Source organism: Mycobacterium sp. NGS68, from assembly GCF_059812195.1.
In genome coordinates, this window is the sequence record NZ_JCALCE010000006.1 from 125,585 (window position 1) to 147,366 (window position 21,782).

22 protein-coding genes are annotated in these 21,782 nt (G+C 67.5%); 8 read left to right on the forward strand and 14 right to left on the reverse strand.

Translation table 11 applies throughout. From position 1 onward, the window contains the following. Positions 1 to 67: 67 nt before the first annotated feature. On the forward strand, positions 68 to 931 hold the full coding sequence (gene pcaA / locus AC5Y5V_RS09465) for a cyclopropane mycolic acid synthase PcaA (RefSeq protein WP_499933247.1): 864 nt from the start codon (positions 68 to 70) through the stop codon (positions 929 to 931). Between the two features lie 6 nt (positions 932 to 937). On the opposite strand, the gene AC5Y5V_RS09470 is transcribed toward pcaA, so the two are convergent. The 4 genes from AC5Y5V_RS09470 to AC5Y5V_RS09485 all read right to left on the reverse strand — a co-directional run bounded on the left by AC5Y5V_RS09470 (position 938) and on the right by AC5Y5V_RS09485 (position 4,766). Beyond that, positions 938 to 1,345, reverse strand: a complete 408-nt coding sequence (locus AC5Y5V_RS09470) for a hypothetical protein (RefSeq protein ID WP_499933250.1) — start codon at positions 1,343 to 1,345, stop codon at positions 938 to 940. Positions 1,346 to 1,478: 133 nt separating this feature from the next. After that, positions 1,479 to 2,336 (reverse strand): 3-hydroxybutyryl-CoA dehydrogenase, encoded by an 858-nt coding sequence (locus AC5Y5V_RS09475; protein ID WP_499933253.1) that lies wholly within the window; start codon positions 2,334 to 2,336, stop codon positions 1,479 to 1,481. A gap of 86 nt (positions 2,337 to 2,422) precedes the next feature. Continuing rightward, positions 2,423 to 3,709, reverse strand: coding sequence for an isocitrate lyase (gene aceA / locus AC5Y5V_RS09480; RefSeq protein ID WP_499933549.1), 1,287 nt, complete (start codon positions 3,707 to 3,709; stop codon positions 2,423 to 2,425). Positions 3,710 to 3,971: 262 nt separating this feature from the next. Continuing rightward, positions 3,972 to 4,766 carry an acyl-ACP thioesterase domain-containing protein gene (locus AC5Y5V_RS09485; RefSeq protein ID WP_499933256.1) on the reverse strand — a complete coding sequence of 265 codons (795 nt, stop codon included), beginning with the start codon at positions 4,764 to 4,766 and terminating at the stop codon, positions 3,972 to 3,974. A gap of 263 nt (positions 4,767 to 5,029) precedes the next feature. Between AC5Y5V_RS09485 and ramB the strand changes: the two genes are divergently transcribed. After that, a complete protein-coding gene (gene ramB, locus AC5Y5V_RS09490; RefSeq protein ID WP_499933259.1) occupies positions 5,030 to 6,460 on the forward strand; it encodes an acetate metabolism transcriptional regulator RamB in 1,431 nt (476 codons plus the stop codon). Between the two features lie 36 nt (positions 6,461 to 6,496). Then, complete coding sequence (locus AC5Y5V_RS09495) at positions 6,497 to 7,081, forward strand: carboxymuconolactone decarboxylase family protein (protein ID WP_499933262.1); 585 nt, start codon at positions 6,497 to 6,499, stop codon at positions 7,079 to 7,081. On the opposite strand, the gene AC5Y5V_RS09500 is transcribed toward AC5Y5V_RS09495, so the two are convergent. The 7 genes from AC5Y5V_RS09500 to exaC form a co-directional block, all read right to left on the reverse strand. Then, complete coding sequence (locus tag AC5Y5V_RS09500) at positions 7,078 to 7,335, reverse strand: hypothetical protein (RefSeq protein WP_499933552.1); 258 nt, start codon at positions 7,333 to 7,335, stop codon at positions 7,078 to 7,080. The two genes, AC5Y5V_RS09495 and AC5Y5V_RS09500, sit on opposite strands and share 4 nt — an antisense overlap. A gap of 81 nt (positions 7,336 to 7,416) precedes the next feature. Then, positions 7,417 to 8,406 (reverse strand): hypothetical protein, encoded by a 990-nt coding sequence (locus tag AC5Y5V_RS09505; RefSeq protein ID WP_499933265.1) that lies wholly within the window; start codon positions 8,404 to 8,406, stop codon positions 7,417 to 7,419. A 4-nt stretch (positions 8,407 to 8,410) separates the two neighbouring features. Next, positions 8,411 to 9,817 carry a dihydrolipoyl dehydrogenase gene (lpdA, locus tag AC5Y5V_RS09510; protein ID WP_499933267.1) on the reverse strand — a complete coding sequence of 469 codons (1,407 nt, stop codon included), beginning with the start codon at positions 9,815 to 9,817 and terminating at the stop codon, positions 8,411 to 8,413. Between the two features lie 5 nt (positions 9,818 to 9,822). Beyond that, on the reverse strand, positions 9,823 to 10,362 hold the full coding sequence (locus AC5Y5V_RS09515; protein WP_499933269.1) for a hypothetical protein: 540 nt from the start codon (positions 10,360 to 10,362) through the stop codon (positions 9,823 to 9,825). Beyond that, the gene (locus AC5Y5V_RS09520; protein ID WP_499933555.1) at positions 10,346 to 10,624 is read right to left on the reverse strand and encodes a putative holin; all 279 of its coding nucleotides are present in this window, start codon (positions 10,622 to 10,624) and stop codon (positions 10,346 to 10,348) included. Before AC5Y5V_RS09520 ends, AC5Y5V_RS09515 begins: the two co-directional genes overlap by 17 nt. Next, on the reverse strand, positions 10,621 to 11,115 hold the full coding sequence (locus tag AC5Y5V_RS09525) for a DUF779 domain-containing protein (RefSeq protein ID WP_499933271.1): 495 nt from the start codon (positions 11,113 to 11,115) through the stop codon (positions 10,621 to 10,623). Before AC5Y5V_RS09525 ends, AC5Y5V_RS09520 begins: the two co-directional genes overlap by 4 nt. Further along, positions 11,115 to 12,638: an acetaldehyde dehydrogenase ExaC gene (gene exaC, locus AC5Y5V_RS09530; RefSeq protein WP_499933273.1), complete on the reverse strand. Its 1,524-nt coding sequence runs from the start codon at positions 12,636 to 12,638 to the stop codon at positions 11,115 to 11,117. Before exaC ends, AC5Y5V_RS09525 begins: the two co-directional genes overlap by 1 nt. A gap of 65 nt (positions 12,639 to 12,703) precedes the next feature. On the opposite strand from exaC, the gene AC5Y5V_RS09535 reads away from it, so the two are divergent. From AC5Y5V_RS09535 to AC5Y5V_RS09545, 3 genes are read left to right on the forward strand one after another with little or no spacing between them, the layout of a single operon-like run. Continuing rightward, positions 12,704 to 14,731 (forward strand): prolyl oligopeptidase family serine peptidase, encoded by a 2,028-nt coding sequence (locus AC5Y5V_RS09535; protein ID WP_499933275.1) that lies wholly within the window; start codon positions 12,704 to 12,706, stop codon positions 14,729 to 14,731. 39 nt (positions 14,732 to 14,770) lie between these two features. Continuing rightward, on the forward strand, positions 14,771 to 15,391 hold the full coding sequence (locus tag AC5Y5V_RS09540; RefSeq protein WP_499933278.1) for a DedA family protein: 621 nt from the start codon (positions 14,771 to 14,773) through the stop codon (positions 15,389 to 15,391). Then, positions 15,388 to 16,374 carry a YncE family protein gene (locus AC5Y5V_RS09545; RefSeq protein WP_499933282.1) on the forward strand — a complete coding sequence of 329 codons (987 nt, stop codon included), beginning with the start codon at positions 15,388 to 15,390 and terminating at the stop codon, positions 16,372 to 16,374. The genes AC5Y5V_RS09540 and AC5Y5V_RS09545 overlap by 4 nt, the downstream gene beginning before the upstream one ends. Here the strand turns inward: AC5Y5V_RS09545 and AC5Y5V_RS09550 are convergent. Then, positions 16,285 to 17,739: a DUF2254 family protein gene (locus AC5Y5V_RS09550; RefSeq protein ID WP_499933284.1), complete on the reverse strand. Its 1,455-nt coding sequence runs from the start codon at positions 17,737 to 17,739 to the stop codon at positions 16,285 to 16,287. The genes AC5Y5V_RS09545 and AC5Y5V_RS09550 overlap by 90 nt on opposite strands. A 119-nt stretch (positions 17,740 to 17,858) precedes the next feature. On the opposite strand from AC5Y5V_RS09550, the gene AC5Y5V_RS09555 reads away from it, so the two are divergent. Both AC5Y5V_RS09555 and AC5Y5V_RS09560 read left to right on the forward strand, forming a co-directional pair. After that, on the forward strand, positions 17,859 to 18,773 hold the full coding sequence (locus AC5Y5V_RS09555; RefSeq protein ID WP_499933288.1) for a crotonase/enoyl-CoA hydratase family protein: 915 nt from the start codon (positions 17,859 to 17,861) through the stop codon (positions 18,771 to 18,773). Positions 18,774 to 18,814: 41 nt separating this feature from the next. After that, positions 18,815 to 19,285 carry a DUF5078 domain-containing protein gene (locus AC5Y5V_RS09560; RefSeq protein WP_499933291.1) on the forward strand — a complete coding sequence of 157 codons (471 nt, stop codon included), beginning with the start codon at positions 18,815 to 18,817 and terminating at the stop codon, positions 19,283 to 19,285. On the opposite strand, the gene AC5Y5V_RS09565 is transcribed toward AC5Y5V_RS09560, so the two are convergent. Further along, positions 19,282 to 20,172, reverse strand: a complete 891-nt coding sequence (locus tag AC5Y5V_RS09565) for an HAD family hydrolase (protein WP_499933294.1) — start codon at positions 20,170 to 20,172, stop codon at positions 19,282 to 19,284. The genes AC5Y5V_RS09560 and AC5Y5V_RS09565 overlap by 4 nt on opposite strands. Beyond that, the gene (locus AC5Y5V_RS09570; protein WP_499933296.1) at positions 20,173 to 21,714 is read right to left on the reverse strand and encodes an arylsulfatase; all 1,542 of its coding nucleotides are present in this window, start codon (positions 21,712 to 21,714) and stop codon (positions 20,173 to 20,175) included. Positions 21,715 to 21,782 lie beyond the last annotated feature (68 nt).

Consider the following 21,782-nt stretch of genomic DNA (forward strand, 5'->3'; position numbering starts at 1 on the left):
GGCCTGGCCGGGCTGCGATTGTTTGCTGCGCCGCGAGCCTCCGAAATACAGAAAGGCTCTCATCGCCATGGCCGTGCAGCTCACGCCGCATTTTGGGAACGTGCAAGCCCACTACGACCTGTCCGACGACTTCTTCCGGTTGTTCCTCGACCCCACCCAGACCTACAGCTGTGCCTACTTCGAGCGGGACGACATGACCCTCGAGGAGGCGCAGATCGCCAAGGTCGACCTGGCGCTGGGCAAGTTGGGGCTGGAGCCCGGGATGACGCTGCTCGACATCGGCTGCGGCTGGGGCGCCACGATGCGCCGCGCCGTCGAGAAATACGACGTCAACGTCGTGGGCCTGACGCTGTCCGAGAACCAGGCCGCCCACGTGCAGAAGAAGTTCGACGAGATGGACACCCCCCGGAGCACGCGGGTGCTGCTGGAAGGCTGGGAGAAGTTCGACGAGCAGGTCGACCGCATCGTCTCGATCGGCGCCTTCGAACACTTCGGCCGGCAACGCTGGGGTCACTTCTTCAAGATGGCCCACGGCGTCCTGCCCAGCGACGGCGTGATGCTGCTGCACACGATCGTCCGGCCCGGCTTCAAGGAAGCCCGGGCGAAGGGACTGCCGCTGACGCACGAAGTCGTGCACTTCACCCAGTTCATCCTGGCCGAAATCTTCCCCGGCGGCTGGCTGCCGACTCCCGCGCTGGTCGAAGAGCACGCGACGGAGGTTGGCTTCACGCTCACCCGGGTGCAGTCGCTGCAGCTGCACTACGCGCGGACGCTGGAGATGTGGGCGGCCGCGCTCGAGGCCAACCGCGAGCAGGCGATCGCGATCCAGTCGCGAACCGTGTACGACCGCTACATGAAGTACCTGCACGGCTGCGCGAAGCTGTTCCGCCAGGGCTACACCGACGTCGACCAGTTCACCCTGGTGAAGTAGCCGCGCTCAGGACGCCTGCTTGTACTGCAGCTGGTTGACCTGCTGGTATCCCGCCTGGACGCCGCAGGCCGCGGCGGTAAAGGTGATCGTTTCCGTGCCCGCCAGGGTGGTGGGGTCCCACGTGTCGACGTAGGGTTGCTCGGTGGAGCTGCCGTCGGCGCAGCGCTGAGGCCAGGTGCCGTTCATCACCCATTGCCCGTTGATCAACTTGGCCTGTCCGACGGTCGGTCCACCGGCCGTGGACGACGCCGTGGCGCATCCGTCGCCGCAGGGCGTGAAGTAGAAATCGCCATTGCTGGTAGTGCCTTGCGGGGACGTCGTGGTCCAGGTGTAGTGCCCGTTCATCGACGGTGCGGCCCACGCCGGACCGGCGGCACCGACAGCGAGGCCTACGAGCATGGCGGCCGCGGCCATCCCCGATCCGAACCTCTGAGTTTGGTGTGAGCCGCGCAGTGATTTCATAGGCGACAATTAGCAACTAGGTGGCCGGCCTGCACCCTCTTGGCCGCAAATTAACGACTTTCTTACACCGCGGCGCTCGCAGGCCCTAGTAGGTGTAGAAGCCCTGCCCGGTTTTCTTGCCGAGCCGGCCCGCTTCGACCATTCGCAGCAGCAGCGACGGCGGGCCGTAGAGCGGCTCCTTGAACTCCTCGTACATCTTGTCCGCGATTAGTTTGAGGGTGTCCAGGCCGATGAGGTCGGAAAGCCGCAGCGGGCCCATCGGGTGCGAGAGCCCGGCGACGACGGCCTTGTCGACGTCTTCGATCGTGGCCGATCCGCCCTCGACCATCCGGATCGCCGAGAGCAGGTAGGGCACCAGCAGCGCGTTCACCACGAAGCCGCAGCGGTCGGCGCAGCGCACCACCTGCTTGCCCAGCACCGCGCTGGCGAACTCCTCGGTGCGGGCGGCGGCGGCATGGTCGGTGACCAGCGTGCTGACCAGTTCGACCAGCGGCAACACCGGGACCGGGTTGAAGAAGTGCAGCCCCAGCACGCGCTGCGGGTTCTTGGTGGCCGCGGCGATCTTCATGATCGGAATGCTCGACGTGTTCGACGCCAGCACGGCGTCGGGATCGGTGATCACCCGGTCGAGTTCGGCGAAGACCTTGGTCTTGACGGACTCGTCCTCGACGATCGCCTCGATGACCAGCTGGCGATCGGCCAGGTCTTCCAGGTTGGTGGTGAAGGTCAGCTTCTCCAGGGCGCGGTCGCGCTCCCGCTCGGTCACCTTGCCCGCGCTGACGCCCCGCTCGAGCGACTTGACGATGCGGTTACGGCCCGCGGTGATCAGTGCGTCGGTCGTCTCGAACACCGTCACGTCGACGCCGGCGCGCACCGATACCTCGGCGATGCCGGAGCCCATCTGCCCCGCGCCGACTACCCCGACTCGCTGGATCGCTCCCATGTGCCCTCCTTCTACGCGCGAGCAGACGCAAAAGCACCACATTTGCGGCGCAAATGGGTGCTTTTGCGTCTGCTCGGCAGACTAACTCAGTGGAACTGGCCCTCTTCGGTGGAGCCGCTCAGCGCGGTGGTCGAGGAGTTGGGGTCGACGGTGGTGGCGATCCGGTCGAAGTAACCGGCGCCGACCTCGCGCTGGTGCTTGGTCGCGGTGTAGCCCCGCTCCTCGGCAGCGAACTCCCGCTCCTGCAACTCGACGTAGGCGCTCATCTGGTTGCGGGCGTAGCCGTAGGCCAGGTCGAACATCGAGTAGTTCAGCGCGTGGAAGCCGGCCAGCGTGATGAACTGGAACTTGAAGCCCATGGCGCCGAGTTCCTTCTGGAACCGCGCGATCGTCGAGTCGTCGAGGTGCTTGCGCCAGTTGAACGACGGCGAGCAGTTGTAGGCCAGCAGCTGGTCGGGGAACTCGCTCTTGACGCCCTCGGCGAACTTGCGGGCCAGCTCCAGGTCCGGCGTGCCGGTCTCCATCCAGATCAGGTCGGAGTAGGGCGCGTAGGCCTTCGCCCGGGCGATGCAGGGCTCCAGGCCGTTCTTGACCCGGTAGAAGCCCTCGGCGGTGCGCTCACCGGTGATGAACGGGCGGTCGCGCTCGTCGACGTCGGAGGTGATCAGCGTGGCCGCCTCGGCGTCGGTGCGGGCGATGACGACCGTCGGGACGTCGGCGACGTCAGCCGCCAGGCGGGCCGAGGTCAGGGTGCGGATGTGCTGCTGGGTCGGGATCAGCACCTTGCCGCCGAGGTGGCCGCACTTCTTCTCCGAGGCCAGCTGGTCCTCCCAGTGCGACCCGGCGACGCCCGCGGCGATCATGGCCTTCTGCAGCTCGTAGACGTTGAGCGCGCCACCGAAGCCCGCCTCGCCGTCGGCGACGATCGGCGCCAGCCAGTTCTCCACCGAGTGGTCGCCCTCGACCTTGGCGATCTCGTCGGCGCGCAGCAGCGCGTTGTTGATCCGGCGGACCACCTGCGGCACCGAGTTAGCCGGGTAGAGGCTCTGGTCGGGGTAGGTGTGGCCGGACAGGTTCGCGTCACCAGCGACCTGCCAACCCGACAGGTAGATGGCCTTCAGGCCGGCGCGGACCTGCTGCACGGCCATGTTGCCGGTCAGGGCGCCGAGCGCGTTGACGAATTCGAGGTCGTGCAGCTGGCTCCAGAGCACCTCGGCCCCGCGGCGGGCCAGGGTGGCCTCCTCGACGACGCTGCCCTGCAGCGCGACGACGTCCTTGGCGGTGTAGGTGCGGGTGACGCCTTTCCAGCGGGGGTTCGTGTCCCAGTCCTGCTGGATCTGCTCGGGGCTTTTCGGGGTGCCAGCGTTCGACATCTGAGTCATCGGGACGGCTCCTTAACGGTTCTTCGTGGCCGCTTTCTTGACGCCAAGCGGCTGGGCTTCACTGATCTGCTAACGAGACGATGGCACATCCCATTCCTGCAGGTCCACTCATTTCACTTGCGAATTTCGGCTATGACTTGCGGTCATTTTGCGAATCTTGCGAAGGAGCGAATCTACTGAACCGGTTCAGAAGCTACCGGCCGGTAACAAGAATCCGCAGGTCAACCGGGCATTTAGCAGGACGCTTGTCCGGTTAACGAGCGAAGAGCGCGGCGACGGCTTTCGTCTCGTCGCCGACGGCGTATGTGAGCGTTGTAACAGTGCGATCGGTCAGGCTGGCGCCGAACTTCTCGGTGGATCCCGGCGGGTGCACGTGGGCGATGATCTCGAGCTTGTCCCCCAGCGCGACCGGCGCCTCGTGCTCGAGGGTCACCCGCAGCGGCCCCGCCATCAGCTCGGTGTGGGACGCCAGGTAATCCTCGATCACGCTCCAGTACACGGAGTTGTTCATGTGGTCGAACAGGTCGATGTCGGTGACCCGGATGCCGAACTCGTGAATCTCCGTCGCGTCGTCGCGGCTGCCCGGCTTCAGGTAGCCCTTCCAGCGCAGCCGGTCGATTGACGTGGTCTTCTGCAGGCCCGCCAGGAAGTCGTCGGACATGCGGGCGGGCATCTCGGTTTCCCGGTTGACGTGGATCCAGAACGCCTCGGACTCGATCAGGCCGCCCTTGCGCCCGTCGATGCGGACCCGCATCTCACACCACCGGTTGGAGGTTCCCGAACACCACCGCCGGCAGCGCAGCATGTCGCGGAACTCGGTGGGAGCGATCAGGTCGACCATGGTGCGCCGGACGATCCAGAGCGGATGGGTCTCCTCGAAGCCCATCTCGCGCAGCTGGTCTTGGCCGATGTCCTGGATGTGCCGGGCCGCGGCGTCCAGCCGCAGCCGACCGGTCCGGTCGATGTCACCCATGCGTAGCGGCCATTCGCGGTCGAACACGTCGGGGTTGCCGTCCGGCACCGGCATCATCTCTTTGTCCAGGCTCACGGCCACCTCCCGTCCGTCCATACCCTGGATTCCCGAAGCGAATCATGCCAAATACCGACTTGGCATAGCCAACGCCTGCTCCGCGGGTCCTTCCCGGCGCGCCCCGGCCCCCACCCCGACGAGGGTCGACTTAATACACGCCCAGGGGCCCTCGACCGTGCCACAACCCCACCCTCGACGAAGGGCGCAGGGCCCCAAGGCCAGCTCACACCCCTGCAAACTTCGCTAAGCGAGCCTTAACACCGCAGCGTAGGCTCGGTCGGGTGTCCAAGACGTTCGTCGGGTCACGCGTGCGCCAGCTGCGCAACGAGCGTGGTTTCAGCCAGGCGGCGCTGGCCCAGATGCTGGAGATCTCCCCCAGCTACCTGAACCAGATCGAGCACGACGTCCGCCCGCTGACGGTGGCGGTGCTGCTGCGCATCACCGAGGTGTTCGGGGTGGACGGGACCTTCTTCGCCTCGCACGACGACACCCGGCTGGTCGCCGAACTGCGCGAGGTCACCATGGACCGCGACCTGGACATCGACGTCGATCCCACCGAGGTCGCCGAGATGGTCAGCGCCCATCCCACCCTGGCGCGCGCGGTGGTCAACCTGCACCGGCGCTACCGGATCACCACCGCGCAGCTGGCCGCGGCCACCGAGGAGCGGTTCTCCGACGGCAGCAGCGGCACCGGCTCCATCACGATGCCCCACGAAGAGGTGCGCGACTACTTCTACGAGCGACAGAACTACCTGCACGAGCTGGACACCGCGGCCGAGGACCTCACGGTCCAGATGCGGTTGCACCACGGCGATCTGGCCCGCGAGCTCACTCGCCGGCTCACCGAGGTGCACGGGGTGCGCATCACCCGGCGCATCGACCTCGGCGATTCGGTGCTGCACCGCTACGACCCCAAGACCAACACGCTGGAAATCAGCAATCACCTGTCGCCTGGCCAGCAGGTGTTCAAGCTGGCCGCCGAGCTGGCCTACCTCGAGTTCGGCGAGCTGATCGACACCATGGTGACCGACGGCAAGTTCACCAGCGCCGAGTCGCGGACGCTGGCCCGGCTGGGGCTGGCCAATTACTTCGCCGCGGCCGCGGTGCTGCCGTACCGCCAGTTCCACGACGTGGCGGAGAACTTCCGCTACGACGTCGAGCGGCTGTCGGCGTTCTACTCCGTCAGCTACGAGACCATCGCGCACCGGCTGTCCACGATGCAGCGGCCGTCGATGCGCGGCGTGCCGTTCTCGTTCGTCCGGGTGGACCGGGCCGGCAACATGTCAAAGCGTCAGTCCGCCACGGGATTTCACTTCTCCTCCAGTGGCGGAACCTGCCCGCTGTGGAACGTCTACGAGACGTTCGCCAACCCGGGCAAGATCCTGGTGCAGATCGCCCAGATGCCCGACGGCCGCAACTACATGTGGGTGGCCCGCACCGTCGAGCGCCGGGCCGCCCGGTACGGCCAGCCCGGTAAGACGTTCGCGATCGGCCTGGGCTGCGAGCTTCGCCACGCGCACCGGCTGGCCTACTCCGAAGGCCTCGACCTGTCAGGGGAACCGGGGAAGATTCCCGCGACACCGATCGGCGCGGGCTGCCGCGTCTGCGAACGCGACAGATGCCCCCAGCGGGCCTTCCCGGCCCTCGGGCGGGCGCTCGACCTCGACGAGCACCGCAGCACCGTCTCCCCCTACCTCGTGCAGCAGCCGTGACCGTCGGCCCGGTAGGGTCGGCCCGGTGAGGCACGCATGACCGGCCCGAAGAACGGCGACGACACCGGAAGTCCGGCACGCATCCCACCCGGCGGGTTCCGCCAGCTGGGCCCGGTCAACTGGGCCCTGGCGAAACTGGCCGCGCGCAAGGTGCGGGCCCCGGAGATGCACCTGTTCACCACGCTGGGCCAGCGCCAGGCTCTCTTCTGGACCTGGTCGAGCTACGGCGGCCGGCTGCTGCGGGGCCGGCTCCCGACGATCGACACCGAGCTGGTGATCCTGCGGGTCGCGCACCTGCGGTCCTGCGAATACGAGCTGCAGCACCATCGCATCATGGCGCGCGCCCAGGGCCTGAACGCGGAACTGCAGGCCGCGATCTTCGCGTGGCCGGACGTCTCGGAGGAGGCCCGCAACAGCCTGAGCGAGCGGCAGCAGGCGCTGCTGACCGCCGCCGACGAGTTCGTCCTGGACCGCAACATCAGCGACGCCACCTGGCAGTGGCTGGCCACGCACCTGGACCGGCCGCGGCTGATCGAATTCTGCATGCTGGCAAGCCAATACGACGGCCTGGCCGCGACGATCCACTCGCTGCGGGTCCCGTTGGACAACCCGCGGGGTTAGAAATACAGGTTGGCCAGCAGGGCCAGCGTCATCACGACCGGGAGCACCGGCAGGCCGAACGCGAACGCCGACCCGAAATGCCTGCGGCGCCAACGCATCAGCAAGCCGCCGAGCATCCCGCCGACCACCAGCGCGGCCGAGAGCGCCAGCACCGCCAGGCTCCACCTGCCCACCGTCGTGAGGTCGTCGCCGACGGTGATGGCCGCCAGCCACAGGGCGTAGCCGGCAACCAGCCCGGCGATGGCGCCGACGATGGTCTCACTGGAACGCGCCTGCGCCGACGGGCCTACGAGCCGGGATTTCGCCACGCCGCCATCGTAGGTGACGGCGGAGCGCTACGCGCCGCCGAACGTCCACGCCGAGGTGGACGACACCAGGAAACCACGGGGCTTGCCGCCCGTTCCGCTGTAACAGGCCACGCCCCCGTCGCTGGTGGCCATGCAGGTGACGTACCGCTCGTAGGTGTAGTTGATCCGGTACTGGACAGGGAGCCGTCCGAGCGGGCCGGCGCTGGGTCCCGGCTTGAAGCTTGAGCCGCTTCGCATTCCAGCTTCGCCACGGGTTACGTCGACGAATATCTCGCCCTCCCCGTGGGCTGCGCCGGGCAGGGTTCCGTCGCATCCGAATTTGCCGCCGCTGAATATCATGATCTGGCACGTCAATCCGGACGCGACGGAGAAATACGGGAACGCGTTCTTCTGTGCCGGGTCGCCGTGAAACACATCCTGGTTGTCCACAACGAAGTCGTGGGGGTCCGGGAAATTGGCGGGCAGTCCCGGGGTCCGAGGCCCGATGCCACTGTGCTCGGGCGACAACACGAACCAGACGTGGGCCGGTGACCCGCGCACGCACATGGTGGTTGCACCCGCGCTGACCGCACATTGGAAGTCGCGGTGAACGATCTTTTGTCCCGCCGGTAACGTCTTCGCACTAACGGTGTCGACGCCGGACGTCGGCGCCGCCGGCTCCCGATCCCGGCGAAAAGCGGAGAACTCGATGTCGGAGGCTATCTGGCCGTAGCCGCTCAATTCGACCGCGTTGGCCGGCGCAGGGGTGCCGCGCAGCTCCCCGCGGCATACTGCCGACCAGTCCATCACGCAGACCAGCCCGTCCGGCGTGCGGAAGCGCACATACGGCTGGTGTGAGTCGGGATCGATTACCTCGTACTCCCGCGCCGACGCTTCCTGGTAGCCACTCAGGTCAGGGGCCGGCGGCGGAGTGGGCGCCGGCGTCTGCGCCGCTGCCGACCCGTGCGGAGCCGGCGGATGGTGACACCCCGCAAGCAACAACGTCGCCGCGAGGGCGACCGGCCCCCACCGCCGCATCGGCTCAGAAGTTGATCATGTGGCCGATGAGGCCGTGGAAGCACTCCTGCAGGGCCTCCGACATGGTCGGGTGGGTGTGCACGTTGCGGGCCAACTCGGTCGCCGTCAGGTCCCACTTCTGCGCCAGCGTGAGCTCGGGCAGCAGCTCGGACACGTCGTGGCCGACCAGGTGCCCGCCGATCAGCTCGCCGTACTTGGCGTCGGCGATCAGCTTGACGAAACCGCTGGGGTCACCCACGCCGTGCGCCTTGGCGTTGGCGGTGAACGGGAACTTGGCCACCACCACGTCGTAACCGCCGTCGCGCGCCTGCTCCTCGGTCAGCCCGAAGCTGGCGACGTTCGGCTGGCAGAACGTGGCACGCGGCATCATCTGGTAGTCACCGAGCGCCAGAGTCTCTGCGCCGGCGATGGTTTCGGCCGCCACCACGCCCTGCGCCTCGGCGACGTGGGCCAGCTGCAGCTTGCCGGTGACATCGCCGATGGCATAGATGTGCGGCACGGAGGTCTGCATGTACTCGCCGATGCCGATGGCCTTGCGGTCGGTCAGCTCGACGCCGGCCTTGTCCAGGCCGTAGCCCTCGACGTTGGGGGCAAACCCGATGGCCTGCAACACCTTGTCGGCCTTGAGCTCCTCGGATTTGCCGTCCTTGCTGACGGTGACGGTGACCCCGGAGCCATCGGAACCGCTGTCCGTGATGGATTCGACCTTGGTGCCGGTGAGGATCTTGACGCCGAGCTTCTTGAACGCCTTCTCGATCTCCTTGGACGAGTCGGCGTCCTCGTTGGGCAGCGCGCGCGGCAGAAACTCCACGATGGTCACGTCGACGCCGTAGTTCTTCAGCACGTAGCCGAACTCCATGCCGATGGCCCCGGCGCCGGCGATGATGATCGACTTCGGCAATTCCCGGGTCAGGATCAGCTTCTCGTAAGTCACCACGTTCTCCGACAGCGACGTGCCGGGTACCAGCCGGGTGCTGGCGCCGGTGGCGATGATCGCGTTGTCGAACGTGACTTCTTCGGTCCCGCCGTCGTCGTTGAGTTCGACCGAGATGGTGTGGGCGTCGGTGAACCGGCCGTAACCGTGGATCTCGGTGATCTTGTTCTTCTTCATCAGGAAGTGCACGCCGGCGACGCGGCCCTCGGCCACCTTGCGGCTGCGGTCGAAGGCCACCCCGTAGTCGAAGGTCGCCTCACCGCTGATGCCGAATACCTTGGCTTCCTTGGTGAAGATGTGCGCGAGCTCGGCGTTGCGCAGCAGCGCCTTGGACGGAATGCAGCCCACGTTGAGGCAGACGCCGCCCCAGTATTTGGGTTCGATGATCGCGGTGTTCAGGCCGAGTTGTGCGGCACGAATGGCCGCCACATAGCCACCGGGACCGGCTCCGAGGACGACGACGTCATAGTGAGTCACGGCCCCTACCCTAACGGCCAGGGAACGACGCCGAGCAGACAATGTCCGGTCCGTCCGCAGGAGTAATAGCCGTGCAGCGCCGCCGCGGCCGCGACGGATGCAACCGGCGCCGACATGAGCGCCAGCGACAGCGCGGTGACCAGCGCCCGGCCCGGGACCATCGCCAGCAGCACACCGGCCACCGAGCAGACGGTGACGTAGACCAGGACCGCGAACACCGGCCATGTCTTGTCGCCCGCGTGGAACCACCAGTAGAAGAGGCCCAGGCCCACCGGCGCCGCGGCGAGCCAGACGCCGAGGACCACCAGAATCAACTGCCACCACTTCAGATACTGATAGCGCCCGGGCACGGTGACCGGGACGACCGTCGCCTCGGCCGTCTCTCCCGCGGGTTCTTCGGCCACGGTTTCCGGCTCGGGTTCGGGCTGCGGCTCGGGTTCCGCCTCCGGTTCGGCGCGGGGATCGAACTCGTCATCGTCGTCGTCGTCGAAATCCGGCACGAACGCCGCGGTCCCGGGATTCGTGTCGTCAGCCACGTGAGGCAACCTGCACGACTGCGAGCACGCCGAACCAGCCGGGCGCCAGCGCGAGGATGAACCCGCCCAGCACGGTTACCCATCGACGGCCGGACAACAGGACCACCAACAGCCCCATGACGCTGAAGATCCCGACCACCACCGCGACGGCGACATCCGGGTCGGCCTGCGCGTGGAACAGCAACAGGGACGCCACCCCGGCCAATTGCCCCACGACGCTGCCGATCAACATCGCGCTGGCCAGCAGCCAAGGACGCGGTAGCGGGATCACGCCGTACCGGGGACGGGGCATGCCCCCGCGGCTGTGTCGTCGTCGGCTCGGACCACATTGCCGCGCGCCGACGGGCGTTCGCCGCGCTCGTAGGCGGCGCCGGTGATCACCGGGGCCGCCGCAAGCTCCGCTTTCTCGTCGTCGGTGAAGACCCGTCCGCGGCTGAGGAACCGCATGCCCTCGGGCGCTTCCAGGCTGAAGCCGCCGCCGCGACCCGGCACCACGTCGATCACCAGCTGCGTGTGTTTCCACGTCTGGTACTGCGGACCCGAGATCCACACCGGCACGCCTTCGGAGTCCGGGCCCCCCACGTCCAGCACTCCGAGCAGCACGTCGCGGTCGCCGACCAGGAAGTCACCCCGCGGGTAGCACATCGGCGACGACCCGTCGCAACAGCCGCCGGACTGGTGAAACATCACCGGGCCGTTGCGATCCTGCAACCCGGACAACAGCTCCGCGGCGGATGCCGTGATGACGACGCCCGGGACCATCAGAAGAAGCCTTGAGCCTTATTGCTGTAGGACACCAGCAGGTTCTTGGTCTGCTGGTAGTGCTCCAGCGCCATCTTGTGGCCCTCGCGGCCGAAGCCGGATTGCTTGTAGCCGCCGAACGCCGAGTGCGGCGGATACACGTGGTAGCAGTTGACCCACACCCGGCCGGCCTTGATCTCGCGGCCGGCCCGGTAGGCGGTGTTGCCGTCGCGGCTCCACACGCCCGCGCCCAGCCCATAGAGGGTGTCGTTGGCGATGCCCATCGCGTCGTCGTAGCTGTCGAAGGGCGTCACGGTCACGACCGGGCCGAAGATCTCCTCCTGGAACACCCGCATCTTGTTGTTGCCGGTGAAGATCGTCGGCTGCATGTAGTAGCCGCCGGACAGGTCGCCGCCCAGCTCGGCGCGCTCGCCGCCGGTGATGACCTTCGCGCCTTCGGCCTTGCCGATCTCGATGTAGGACAGGATCTTTTCCAGCTGGTCGTTGGAAGCCTGCGAACCCAGCATGGTCTCGAGGTTCAGCGGATCGCCCTGTCGGACGGCCTTGGTGCGGATGGCGGCGAGCTCGAGGAACTCGTCGTGGATGTCGGACTGGATCAGGCTGCGCGACGGGCAGGTGCAGACCTCGCCCTGGTTGAGGGCGAACATGGTGAAGCCCTCCAGCGCCTTGTCCTGGAAGTCGTCGTTGGCGGCCATCACGTCGGAGAAGAAGATGTTGGGGCTCTTGCCGCCGAGCTCGAGGGTGACCGGGATCAGGTTCTGCGACGCGTACTGCATGATCAGGCGCCCGGTGGTGGTCTCGCCGGTGAACGCGATCTTGGCGATCCGGTCGCTGGAGGCCAGCGGCTTGCCCGCCTCCGCGCCGAAGCCGTTGACGATGTTGACCACGCCCGGCGGCAGCAGGTCACCGATCAGCGACATCAGGTAGAGGATCGACGCCGGGGTCTGCTCGGCCGGCTTGAGCACCACGGCGTTCCCGGCGGCCAGCGCCGGCGCCAGCTTCCAGGCGCCCATCAGGATCGGGAAGTTCCACGGGATGATCTGGCCGACCACGCCCAGCGGCTCGTGGAAGTGGTAGGCCACGGTGTCCTCGTCGATCTGGGACAGGGCGCCCTCCTGGGCGCGGATCGCGGCCGCGAAGTAGCGGAAATGGTCGGCGGCCAAGGGGATGTCGGCGCCCAGCGTCTCGCGGATCGGCTTGCCGTTGTCCCACACTTCCGCGACCGCCAGGGCGGCGGTGTGCTCGTCGATGCGGTCGGCGATCTTGTTCAGGATCGCGGCCCGATCGGCCGGGGCCGTCTTGCCCCACGCCGGCGCCGCCGCGTGCGCGGCGTCCAGCGCCTTGTCGACGTCGGCCTCGTCGGAGCGAGGTATCTCGCAGAACGACTGGCCGGTGACGGGCGTCGGGTTCTCGAAGTAGCGGCCCGCGGCGGGCGCAACCCAGTCACCGCCGATGAAGTTTCCGTACCGCGACTCGAACGACATCAATGCCCCGTCGGAACCGGGACGCGCGAAGACTGTCATGGGATTTGGCTCCTCGTCAGATCTGTAATACAGCTCACACTACCGGTGGGACCACAATGTCTTCCATGACAGCTGACGCTCCCGACGACCCGTACCTGTGGCTGGAGGATGTCACCGGCGACGACGCGCTGGACTGGGTCCGCGCGCGCAACGAACCGACGCAGGAGAAGTTCTGCCGGGGCGAGTTCGAGGCGGAATTCGAGCGGATGCGCGCCGAGGCGCTCGAAGTTCTCGACACCGACGCCCGGATTCCCTACGTGCGACGGCGCGGGGAATACCTGTACGACTTCTGGCGCGACGCCGCCAATCCGCGCGGGCTGTGGCGGCGGACCACGCTGGAGAGCTACCGCACCGACGATCCCAAGTGGGACGTGCTGATCGACGTCGACGAACTCGGCCGCGCCGACGGCGTGAACTGGGTGTGGGGTGGCGCCGGCGTCATCGAACCGGAGCTGACCCGGGCCCTGGTCAGCCTCTCGCGCGGCGGCTCCGACGCGGTGGTGGTGCGCGAATTCGACATGCTGACACGCGAATTCGTCACCGACGGTTTCCAGCTGCCGGAGGCCAAGTCGCAGGTCGCCTGGGCCGACCCGGACACGGTGCTGGTAGGCACCGACTTCGGCCCCGACTCGTTGACCGACTCCGGCTACCCGCGCATCGTCAAGCGGTGGCGCCGCGGCACGCCGCTGGCGGATGCCGAAACGGTCTTCGAGGGCGAGCGCGGCGACGTCAGCGTCGGCGGCTCCGCGGACCGCACGCCCGGCTTCGAACGGGTCTTCATCGGCCGCTCCACCGACTTCTGGAACACGCAGCGCTACGAGCTGCGCGGCACGGAGCTGATCCCTCTCGACGTGCCGACCGATGCCAGCAGCATGTCGGTGCACCGCGAGTGGCTGCTGATCGACCTGCGCTCCGACTGGGTTATCGGCGACACGACCTACCGCGCCGGGTCGTTGCTGGCCGCCGACTACGACGAATTCCTTGGCGGCGGCAGGGATTTGCACGTGGTCTTCGAGCCCGACGAGCACACCTGCCTGTACCACTACGCCTGGACCCGGGACCGGCTGCTGATGGTCTCGCTCGCCGACGTCGCCAGCCGCGTGGAGATCGTCACGCCGGGCAGTTGGCAACGCGAACCGCTGCCGGGCCTGCCCGCGTCGACCAACACCGTGATCGTCGCGGCCGACGACACCGGCGACGAGTTCTTCTTGGACTCCAGCGGATTCGACGCGCCGTCGCGGCTGCTGCGCGGCACTGGTGCGGGCGACTTGGAGCAGATCAAGGCCGCGCCGTCGTTTTTCGATGCCGAAAACCTCTCCGTGTCACAACATTTCGTGGAGTCGACGGACGGCACCAAGGTCCCCTACTTCCTGGTGCGGCCGGCGGATGCGCGCGGCCCGGGCCCGACGCTGCTGTCCGGCTACGGCGGGTTCGAGACGTCCAACACGCCGGGCTACAGCGGGGTGCTGGGCCGGCTGTGGCTGGCCCGCGGCGGCACCTACGTCCTGGCCAACATCCGTGGCGGCGGCGAGTACGGGCCCGGGTGGCACACCCAGGCGATGCGTGAGGGCCGGCACCTGGTGGCCGAGGACTTCGCCGCCGTGGCCGACGATCTGGTCCGACGCGGCCTCACCACGGTGGGCCAGCTCGGCGCGCAGGGCGGCAGCAACGGCGGGCTGCTGATGGGCATCATGCTGACCAAATACCCGGACAAGTTCGGTGCGCTGGTGTGCAGCGTGCCGCTGCTGGACATGAAGCGCTACCACCTGCTGCTGGCCGGCGCCTCCTGGGTGGCCGAATACGGCGACCCCGACAATCCCGACGACTGGGCGTTCATCTCCGAATACTCGCCCTACCAGAACATTTCGGCCGACCGCAGCTACCCGCCGATCCTGATGACCACCTCCACCCGCGACGACAGGGTGCATCCCGGCCACGCCCGCAAGATGACCGCCGCGCTCGAGGCGGCCGGCCACCAGGTGTGGCTCTACGAGAACATCGAGGGCGGCCACGGCGGCGCCGCCGACAACGAGCAACTGGCGTTCAAGTCGGCGCTGAGTTACGCCTTCCTGCACCGGATGTTGCGGGCCTGAGCGTTTACCGATACCGGCGATGGGGCACCCTCGGGGATCATGTCGTCGCATCTGCCGGGGGTCCTGGATTCGCTCGGGTCGGTTCTCGACCGCTACGGCTACCTGGCGCTGGTCGGCGTGGTCAGCATCGAGGGCATCGGCATCCCGGCGCCCGGCCAGATCATCCTCATCGCGGCCGGCGTCTTCGCGGCGTCCGGGCAGCTGAGCCTGGTCGCGGTGCTGATCTCCGCCATGCTGGCCGCGGTGATCGGCGACAACCTGGGGTACGCGATCGGCCACTACGGTGGGCGGCCGCTGGTGGAGCGCTTCGGCCGCTACGTCTTCCTGAGCGAGAAACGGATCGACGCCACCGAGCGCTTTTTCCACGGGCGCGGCAACATGGTCGTGCTGATCGGACGGTTCGTCGACGGGTTTCGGCAAGCCATCGGGATCGTCGCGGGCATGGCCGAGATGCGATGGCGGCGCTTTTTGACCTACAACTTCGTGGGCGCCGTCGCGTGGGTCGCGATCTGGGTGCTGGTGGGATATCTGGCCGAACCGCACGTTCCCGCGATCTACCACACGTTCGTGCAGTACCAGACCTATCTGCTGGCCGCGCTGGCCGTCGTGGTCGCCGCCCTCGTGGCGCGCTGGGGCTATCGGCGCCGACAGGCTGCGTGAGCGGCGCGCGGCCGGCGCTGGTACTTGCCGCGGCGCTGCTCGCATGTGGCCATCCGACGCTGCCGCCGGCGGCCGAGCCGCAGCAGGCGCCCGCCGCCGCCGCGCCCGGCCGCACCGTGCCCGTCGGCGCGCATCCGGAAGGTGTCGCCGTCGACGAGGTGACCCGTACCGTCGTCGTCGCCACCCACGATCCCGATCAACTGGTGCTGCTCAATGCCGATTCGGCGGCCGACGTCATCGCCCGGGTTCCACTGCCTGGCTCCGCGCGGCACCTGCAGCTGGCGGCGCCCGGCGGGCCGGTGTTGGTGCCGGTGGAAACCGCGAACGCGCTGGTGCGGGTGCAGCTCCCCACGGGTCCGGCGTCACCGCCGATCCCGACCGGCACCTTCCCGCACGACGCCGCGGCGGCATCGAACGGTGCCGTGTTCGTGTCCGACGAGCATGGCGGCACGGTGAGCGTCGTGCGCGGCGACCGGGTGGTGAAGGTCTTCGGCGGCAGCGTGCAGCCCGCCGGTGTGGCCGCCACCGGTACGACGGTCGGCGTGCTGGACGCCCGCCGAAACGTTCTGACCTGCTATGACGCCGAGAGGCTGGCCGTCGTCGGCTCGACCCCGGCGGGCGCGGGCCCCACCCACCTGGTCGCCGACCGGCACGGTCACCTGATCGCCACCGACACGCGCGGCGACATGGTCAGGGTGTTCGACGTGCGCGGGGCCCCGCGCGAGGTCGGGCACGTCGCGCAGCCGGGGGGACCCTACGGCATCGCCTATGACCCGGTGCGCGACCGGCTCTGGGTCGCCTCGTCGGGAACCAACGTGGTCGTCGGCTACCGGCTGGACGGGCCCGACCCGCAGGAGTTCCGGCGCTTTCCCACCGTGCAGAACCCCTACTCGCTAGGTGTGGACCCGGCGTCCGGACGGCTCTTCGTCGCCGGCGTCAGCACGGGAGTGGTCCAGGTCATTGATCCCGGGGGTCCCGGATAGGCGTCTCTCGTCGACCAATCGATCGTTCAGCCGCGATTCGAGGCGGCCCAATTCCGCCGCTATGCGCGGATGGCCGTTTTCGGCAAGCACATCCGCCAGCCCGGTCAGCGCCCGATCGAGCTCGGCGGTGAAGGGGTGCCTGGTAACCGTCGGCAGCAGGTAGCGCAGCTGCGCGGTGGCCGTGTCTCGGTGGTCCGCCGAAAGGAGCGGAAACGTCATGGTGAAGACGTTCAGCACCTGAGCACAGGTCTGATGTTGTCCGCCCTCGATGGCGCCCGCCGCGATGCTGGTCAGCGCCGTGAGCACCACGGGAATCGTGCTGTCCCGGTAGACCACCGGAATCCGGTCGTCGTCGCTCGCGCCTGGCTGGTCGGGCTCCTTCGCCCAGTGGGCCAGGAGCACATGCAGCCCGTCGACCGTCACCAGGGCCGCCTCCGGATCGCGCTGGGTGGCAGCGGCCCACCCCATGCTGGACAGCTGGTGCACGCCGTAGGACGGCTCGCGGTCCAGTTGCCGTTCCCGGCCGCAGCGCAACGCATCCAGGACGGCGCCGGCCAGCCGTTCACGCTCGCGCTCGTCGTCGGCGCGAACCGTGGCCAACTCGGAGCCGACGACCAGGTGACTGCCGAGGGAGACACCGAATTCGATCTCCACTTCGCCGTGGGCGGAGTCCAGCGCGCGGCGCAGCGTGTCGATGTGCATGTCGACGAGATAGCCGTTGCACTCGGCCCGGACGGTGGTGGCGGGGAGGTGCCCTAGGCGCGGCTGGTCCCGCATCCGACGCAACCAGCTCAGTTGATGGTCGCGGGTGGCGGTGGTGAGTTGCACGATGCGCTCCACCACCGAAGGGGGACGCAGCTGGTCGAGCACCAGATAACCGAAAACCACCAGCCCGGCCAGCGCGAGCACGCTCAGGACCAGGGCGACCGCGGTGCTGAACACCGCCTTCTGCGGATCGACGAGGGTCAGCACCACCACGTAGTAGGCCGACAGCCCTGCGAAGTAGCCGAAAAAGGCCTGGTTGACGCGGCGGCGCAGAAACTGCTCCACCACGACCCACGTGAACACATCGGCCATCCGATGAACCAACGTGAGCAACAGCACGAAGGTGATCGTCATCAGGGTCAGCATCCCGGGAGCCACCGTGCGCAGCATCGACTGGTTTTCCTGCGGCGGAGCCAGCTTCGACAGCGCGTGCATGACGGGCTGCAGCCAACCCGCATCGCTGCCGTCCATCAAGCTGGTGACGACACCAAGCACGACGAACCCGACGATGATCTCCAATGGCAGCGCGAGGAACTCCTGCATTGACCGCCGCAACCCGCTTTCCCGTCGCGGACGTGAGCGTCCCGTCGTCTCGCGCATAATCGCTCACCCCGCATCGTTGCCGCGACACCCTCGTCGTCGCGCGTACCCATCCCGCGTTCGGCCGAACCAGCGCGGTGCCTTGACACTTGCGTCCGGCAACGACTTGTCTTCCGCTTATGTCCTCACCCACATTCGAAACGCTGCTGTACTCCACCGCGGGCCCGGTGGCCACGATCACGCTCAACCGCCCCGAGCAGCTCAACACGATCGTTCCGCCCATGCCCGACGAGATCGAGGCCGCCATCGGGCTCGCCGAACGGGACTGGGACATCAAGGTCATCGTGCTGCGCGGCGCCGGACGCGCGTTCTCCGCGGGGTACGACTTCGGCGGCGGCTTCCAGCACTGGGGCGAGGAGATGATGACCGACGGGAAGTGGGACCCGGGCAAGGATTTCGCGATGGCCACCGCCCGCGAGATCTCGCCGTCGCAGAAGTTCATGGCCATCTGGCGCGCCTCCAAGCCGGTGATCGCGCAGGTGCACGGCTGGTGCGTGGGCGGGGCCAGCGACTACGCGCTGTGCGCCGATCTCGTCGTCGCCAGCGAGGACGCCGTCATCGGCACCCCGTACAGCCGGATGTGGGGCGTCTACCTGACCGGCATGTGGCTGTACCGGCTGAGCCTGGCCAAGGTGAAGTGGCATTCGCTGACCGGCCGGCCGCTGAGCGGCGTGCAGGCCGCCGAGATCGAGCTGATCAACGAGGCCGTCCCGTTCGAGCGGCTGGAGGCGCGGGTCGCCGAGATCGCCGGAGAGCTGGCGCAGATCCCGCTGTCGCAGCTGCGGGCGCAGAAGCTGATCGTCAACCAGGCCTACGAGAACATGGGCCTGGCGTCCACCCAGACGCTGGGCGTCGTGCTCGACGGGCTGATGCGCAACACCCCGGACGCGCTGGAGTTCGTCCGCACCGCCGAGACGCAGGGCGTGCGCGCCGCGGTGGCGCGCCGCGACGGGCCGTTCGGCGACTACAGCCAGGCCCCGCCGGACCTGCGGCCGGACCCGTCGCACGTCATCGTCCCTGATAGCGACCACTAGTAAGATGGACTACGAAATGTGTCCGTGTTACGGTGGGCGGTATGTTCCGGCTGTTTTCTAGCCTGCGTGCAGGCAGTGTTTTCGTGGCCCTCTTTATCACCCTCGGCATCGCCGCCGCGGCCTTCCCCAAGGTCGCGGTAGCGGATTCCACCGAGGACTTCCCGATTCCCCGCCGCATCATCGCGACCACCTGCGACGCCGAGCAGTACCTGGCGGCGGCCCGGGACACCAGCCCGGTCTACTACCAGCGCTACATGATCGACAAGTCCAACCGGCCCGCCGATATCCAGCAGGCCGCGGTGGACCGCATCCACTGGTTCTTCTCGCTGTCGCCCGCCGAGCGCCGGCAGTACTCGGAGGACACCGCGACGAACATCTACTACGAGCAGATGGCGACGCACTGGGGCAACTGGGCGAAGATCTTCTTCAACAACAAGGGCGTCGTGGCAAAGGCGACCGAGGTGTGCAACAACTACCCGCGCGGCGACATGTCCGTGTGGAACTGGGTCTAGCCGAAGACGGTGGCCCAATCGTCGCGGATGCTGACGACGGTCCATCCTCGCGCATCGGCTTCCTGCAAAGCCTTTTCCGCGCCGGCGACGTAGTCGAATTCCCGGACGGCGTCGTCGTGGCGCACCAGTACGCACAGCGACAGTTCGGCGGCGTGGGTGTACTGCAGCATCGCGAGGTCGCCGTTGGAGTTGCCGACGGCGAGGATCGGGCGCCGTCCGACCCGTCCCCAGATCCGCACCGGCTTGACCGCGCCGTCGTCGAGGAACTCCGGCCGTGACGTCGTCAGCAGCTGGCCGTCCCGGAAGTCCAGCCCCACCGAGCTGCCGATCACCTGCTCCGGCGGCAGCCCGTACATCTGCGCGGTGACCGGCCGCATGAAGTCGCGTCCGCCGCCGGAGGCGATGTAGCTGGTGAAGCCATTGGCCTCCAGGTAGCGCAGCAACTCGACCATCGGCAGGTAGCCGCACGCGGTGTAGGGACGGTTCAGCGTGGGGTGGGTGGCCTCGGCGAAGAACTCCGTCACCCGCCGCGCGTGCTCCTCGACCGTCAGGCCCTGATAGGCCGAAAGTATCGCCCCGGCAAGGATTTTGACGTCGGAGTCGTCGCCGTTGTAGTGCTTGGTGACGGCGTCGTCGAACCAGGACAGGTCGTTGGCGGCGGCGGCGCGGTAGGGCTCGTTGTCCCGCAGCGACGGGTCCTCGGCGGCATGCTCAGCCAGCCGGCGGACCAGGAAGTCGAGCTGAATGTAGGCCGGCTTCTCGCACCACAGGGTGCCGTCGTTGTCGAAGACCGCGACCCGCTGTTCGGGCGCCACCTCCGACGTCGCGCGCGCGACGAAGTCGACGATCGCCGCCTTCGCGGGGCCGTCCCGCCATGACTCGAGCACTTAATCTTTGGCCAGGAACTGGTGCAACTTCTCCACCGCGTGGTCGATGGTGAAACTGGCCGGCGGGTGACGCGGCTTGAATTCCTTGAATGTTTCCAGGAATTGGGTTGCCATCGCGATCGCGTAGAACACGAAGTAGTCGTGGTGCAGGAACCAGTCGTAGTAGGTGTTCGAGGTGATGTCGGCGTATTCGAAGGGATCGGTGCGCAGGTTGAACAGCTTCGGGATCCGCAGTGCGGTGAACGGCTCGGCCCAGATCCGCATGGTGCCCTGGCAGCGTTGCTCGGCGAACACGATCTTCCAGTTCTCGAACCGCATGGCCACCAGGTCGCCGTCGTCGGAGAAGTAGAAGAAGCCGCGCCGCGGGCTGGTCTCGACCTCGCCGGTCAGATACGGCAGCAGGTTGAAGCCGTCGATGTGGACCTTGTACTCGATGTCCCCGATGCGGTAGCCGTTCTTGAGTTTGTCGGCGACGTCGGGGTCTCCCGCCGCGGCCAACAGCGTCGGCAGCCAGTCGTGGTGCTGGATGATCTCGTTGGACACGGTGCCGGCCTTGATCTTTCCGGGCCAGCGGATCATCTCCGGCACCCGGAATGCGCCTTCCCAGTTGGTGTCCTTCTCGCTGCGGAACGGTGTGGTCCCGGCGTCGGGCCAGCTGTTGCGGTGCGGGCCGTTGTCGGTGGAGTAGATGACGATGGTGTCCTCGGCGATGCCGAGTTCGTCCAAGGCGTCGAGCACCTGGCCGACGTTGCGGTCGTGATCGATCATCGTGTCGTGGTAGGCCGACTGCCACAGCCCGGCCTGGCCGCGGCTCTCCGGCTTGGTGTGGGTGTACAGGTGCATGTGGGTGGTGTTCATCCACACGAAGAACGGGGTGCCGGCCGCATGCTGGCGCTTGATGTAATCGACTGTCAATTCGGTGATCTCGTCGTCGACGGTCTCCATGCGCGTGGTGTCCAGCGGTCCGGTGTCCTCGATCGTCTGCCTGCCGACCGGACCGAACTTCGGGTCGTCGGGTTCGGTGGACACCTCGTCGGTGGCCCGGCATTTGAGCACTCCGCGCGGCAACGCCAGCTGGTGGAGCCGGGGGAACTGGTCCTTGTGCGGGTAGTCCGCCTGCTCGGGCTCCTCCTCGGCGTTGAGGTGATAGAGGTTGCCGAAGAACTCGTCGAACCCGTGCACCGTCGGTAGGTACTTGTTCAGGTCGCCGAAGTGGTTCTTCCCGAACTGCCCGGTCGCGTAGCCGAGCGGCTTGAGCAGCTCGGCGATCGTCGGATCCTCTGCGGCCCAACCGATGTCGAACCCCGGAGCCCCTACCTTGCTCATCCCGGTGCGGTACACGCTCTGCCCGCTGATGAACGCGGCGCGGCCCGCCGTGCAGCTCTGCTCGCCGTAGGAGTCGGTGAACCGCATCCCCTCGTTGGCGATCCGGTCGATGTTGGGCGTGCGATAGCCCATCAGGCCGTCGCTGTAGCAACTCAGATTGGTGATCCCGATGTCGTCGCCCCAGATCACCAGGATGTTCGGCTTACCGTCAGGCATGACGTCAGCCTATTCAGAACGGGGGGTCGTCGGATAGGGGTTTGCGGCAGGTGGTGGCAAACTCTGCT

Excerpts from the sequence above, each read along its gene's own strand:
- pcaA (WP_499933247.1), top strand. The coding sequence starts at position 68 with ATGGCCGTGCAGCTCACGCCGCATTTTGGGAACGTGCAAGCCCACTAC.
- AC5Y5V_RS09475 (WP_499933253.1), bottom strand. The coding sequence starts at position 2,336 with ATGGGAGCGATCCAGCGAGTCGGGGTAGTCGGCGCGGGGCAGATGGGC.
- AC5Y5V_RS09470 (WP_499933250.1), bottom strand. The coding sequence starts at position 1,345 with ATGGCCGCGGCCGCCATGCTCGTAGGCCTCGCTGTCGGTGCCGCCGGT.
- aceA (WP_499933549.1), bottom strand. The coding sequence starts at position 3,709 with ATGTCGAACGCTGGCACCCCGAAAAGCCCCGAGCAGATCCAGCAGGAC.
- AC5Y5V_RS09560 (WP_499933291.1), top strand. The coding sequence starts at position 18,815 with ATGTTCCGGCTGTTTTCTAGCCTGCGTGCAGGCAGTGTTTTCGTGGCC.
- AC5Y5V_RS09570 (WP_499933296.1), bottom strand. The coding sequence starts at position 21,714 with ATGCCTGACGGTAAGCCGAACATCCTGGTGATCTGGGGCGACGACATC.
- exaC (WP_499933273.1), bottom strand. The coding sequence starts at position 12,638 with ATGACAGTCTTCGCGCGTCCCGGTTCCGACGGGGCATTGATGTCGTTC.
- AC5Y5V_RS09540 (WP_499933278.1), top strand. The coding sequence starts at position 14,771 with ATGTCGTCGCATCTGCCGGGGGTCCTGGATTCGCTCGGGTCGGTTCTC.
- AC5Y5V_RS09535 (WP_499933275.1), top strand. The coding sequence starts at position 12,704 with ATGACAGCTGACGCTCCCGACGACCCGTACCTGTGGCTGGAGGATGTC.
- AC5Y5V_RS09495 (WP_499933262.1), top strand. The coding sequence starts at position 6,497 with ATGACCGGCCCGAAGAACGGCGACGACACCGGAAGTCCGGCACGCATC.
- AC5Y5V_RS09550 (WP_499933284.1), bottom strand. The coding sequence starts at position 17,739 with ATGCGCGAGACGACGGGACGCTCACGTCCGCGACGGGAAAGCGGGTTG.
- AC5Y5V_RS09555 (WP_499933288.1), top strand. The coding sequence starts at position 17,859 with ATGTCCTCACCCACATTCGAAACGCTGCTGTACTCCACCGCGGGCCCG.
- AC5Y5V_RS09505 (WP_499933265.1), bottom strand. The coding sequence starts at position 8,406 with ATGCGGCGGTGGGGGCCGGTCGCCCTCGCGGCGACGTTGTTGCTTGCG.
- AC5Y5V_RS09525 (WP_499933271.1), bottom strand. The coding sequence starts at position 11,115 with ATGGTCCCGGGCGTCGTCATCACGGCATCCGCCGCGGAGCTGTTGTCC.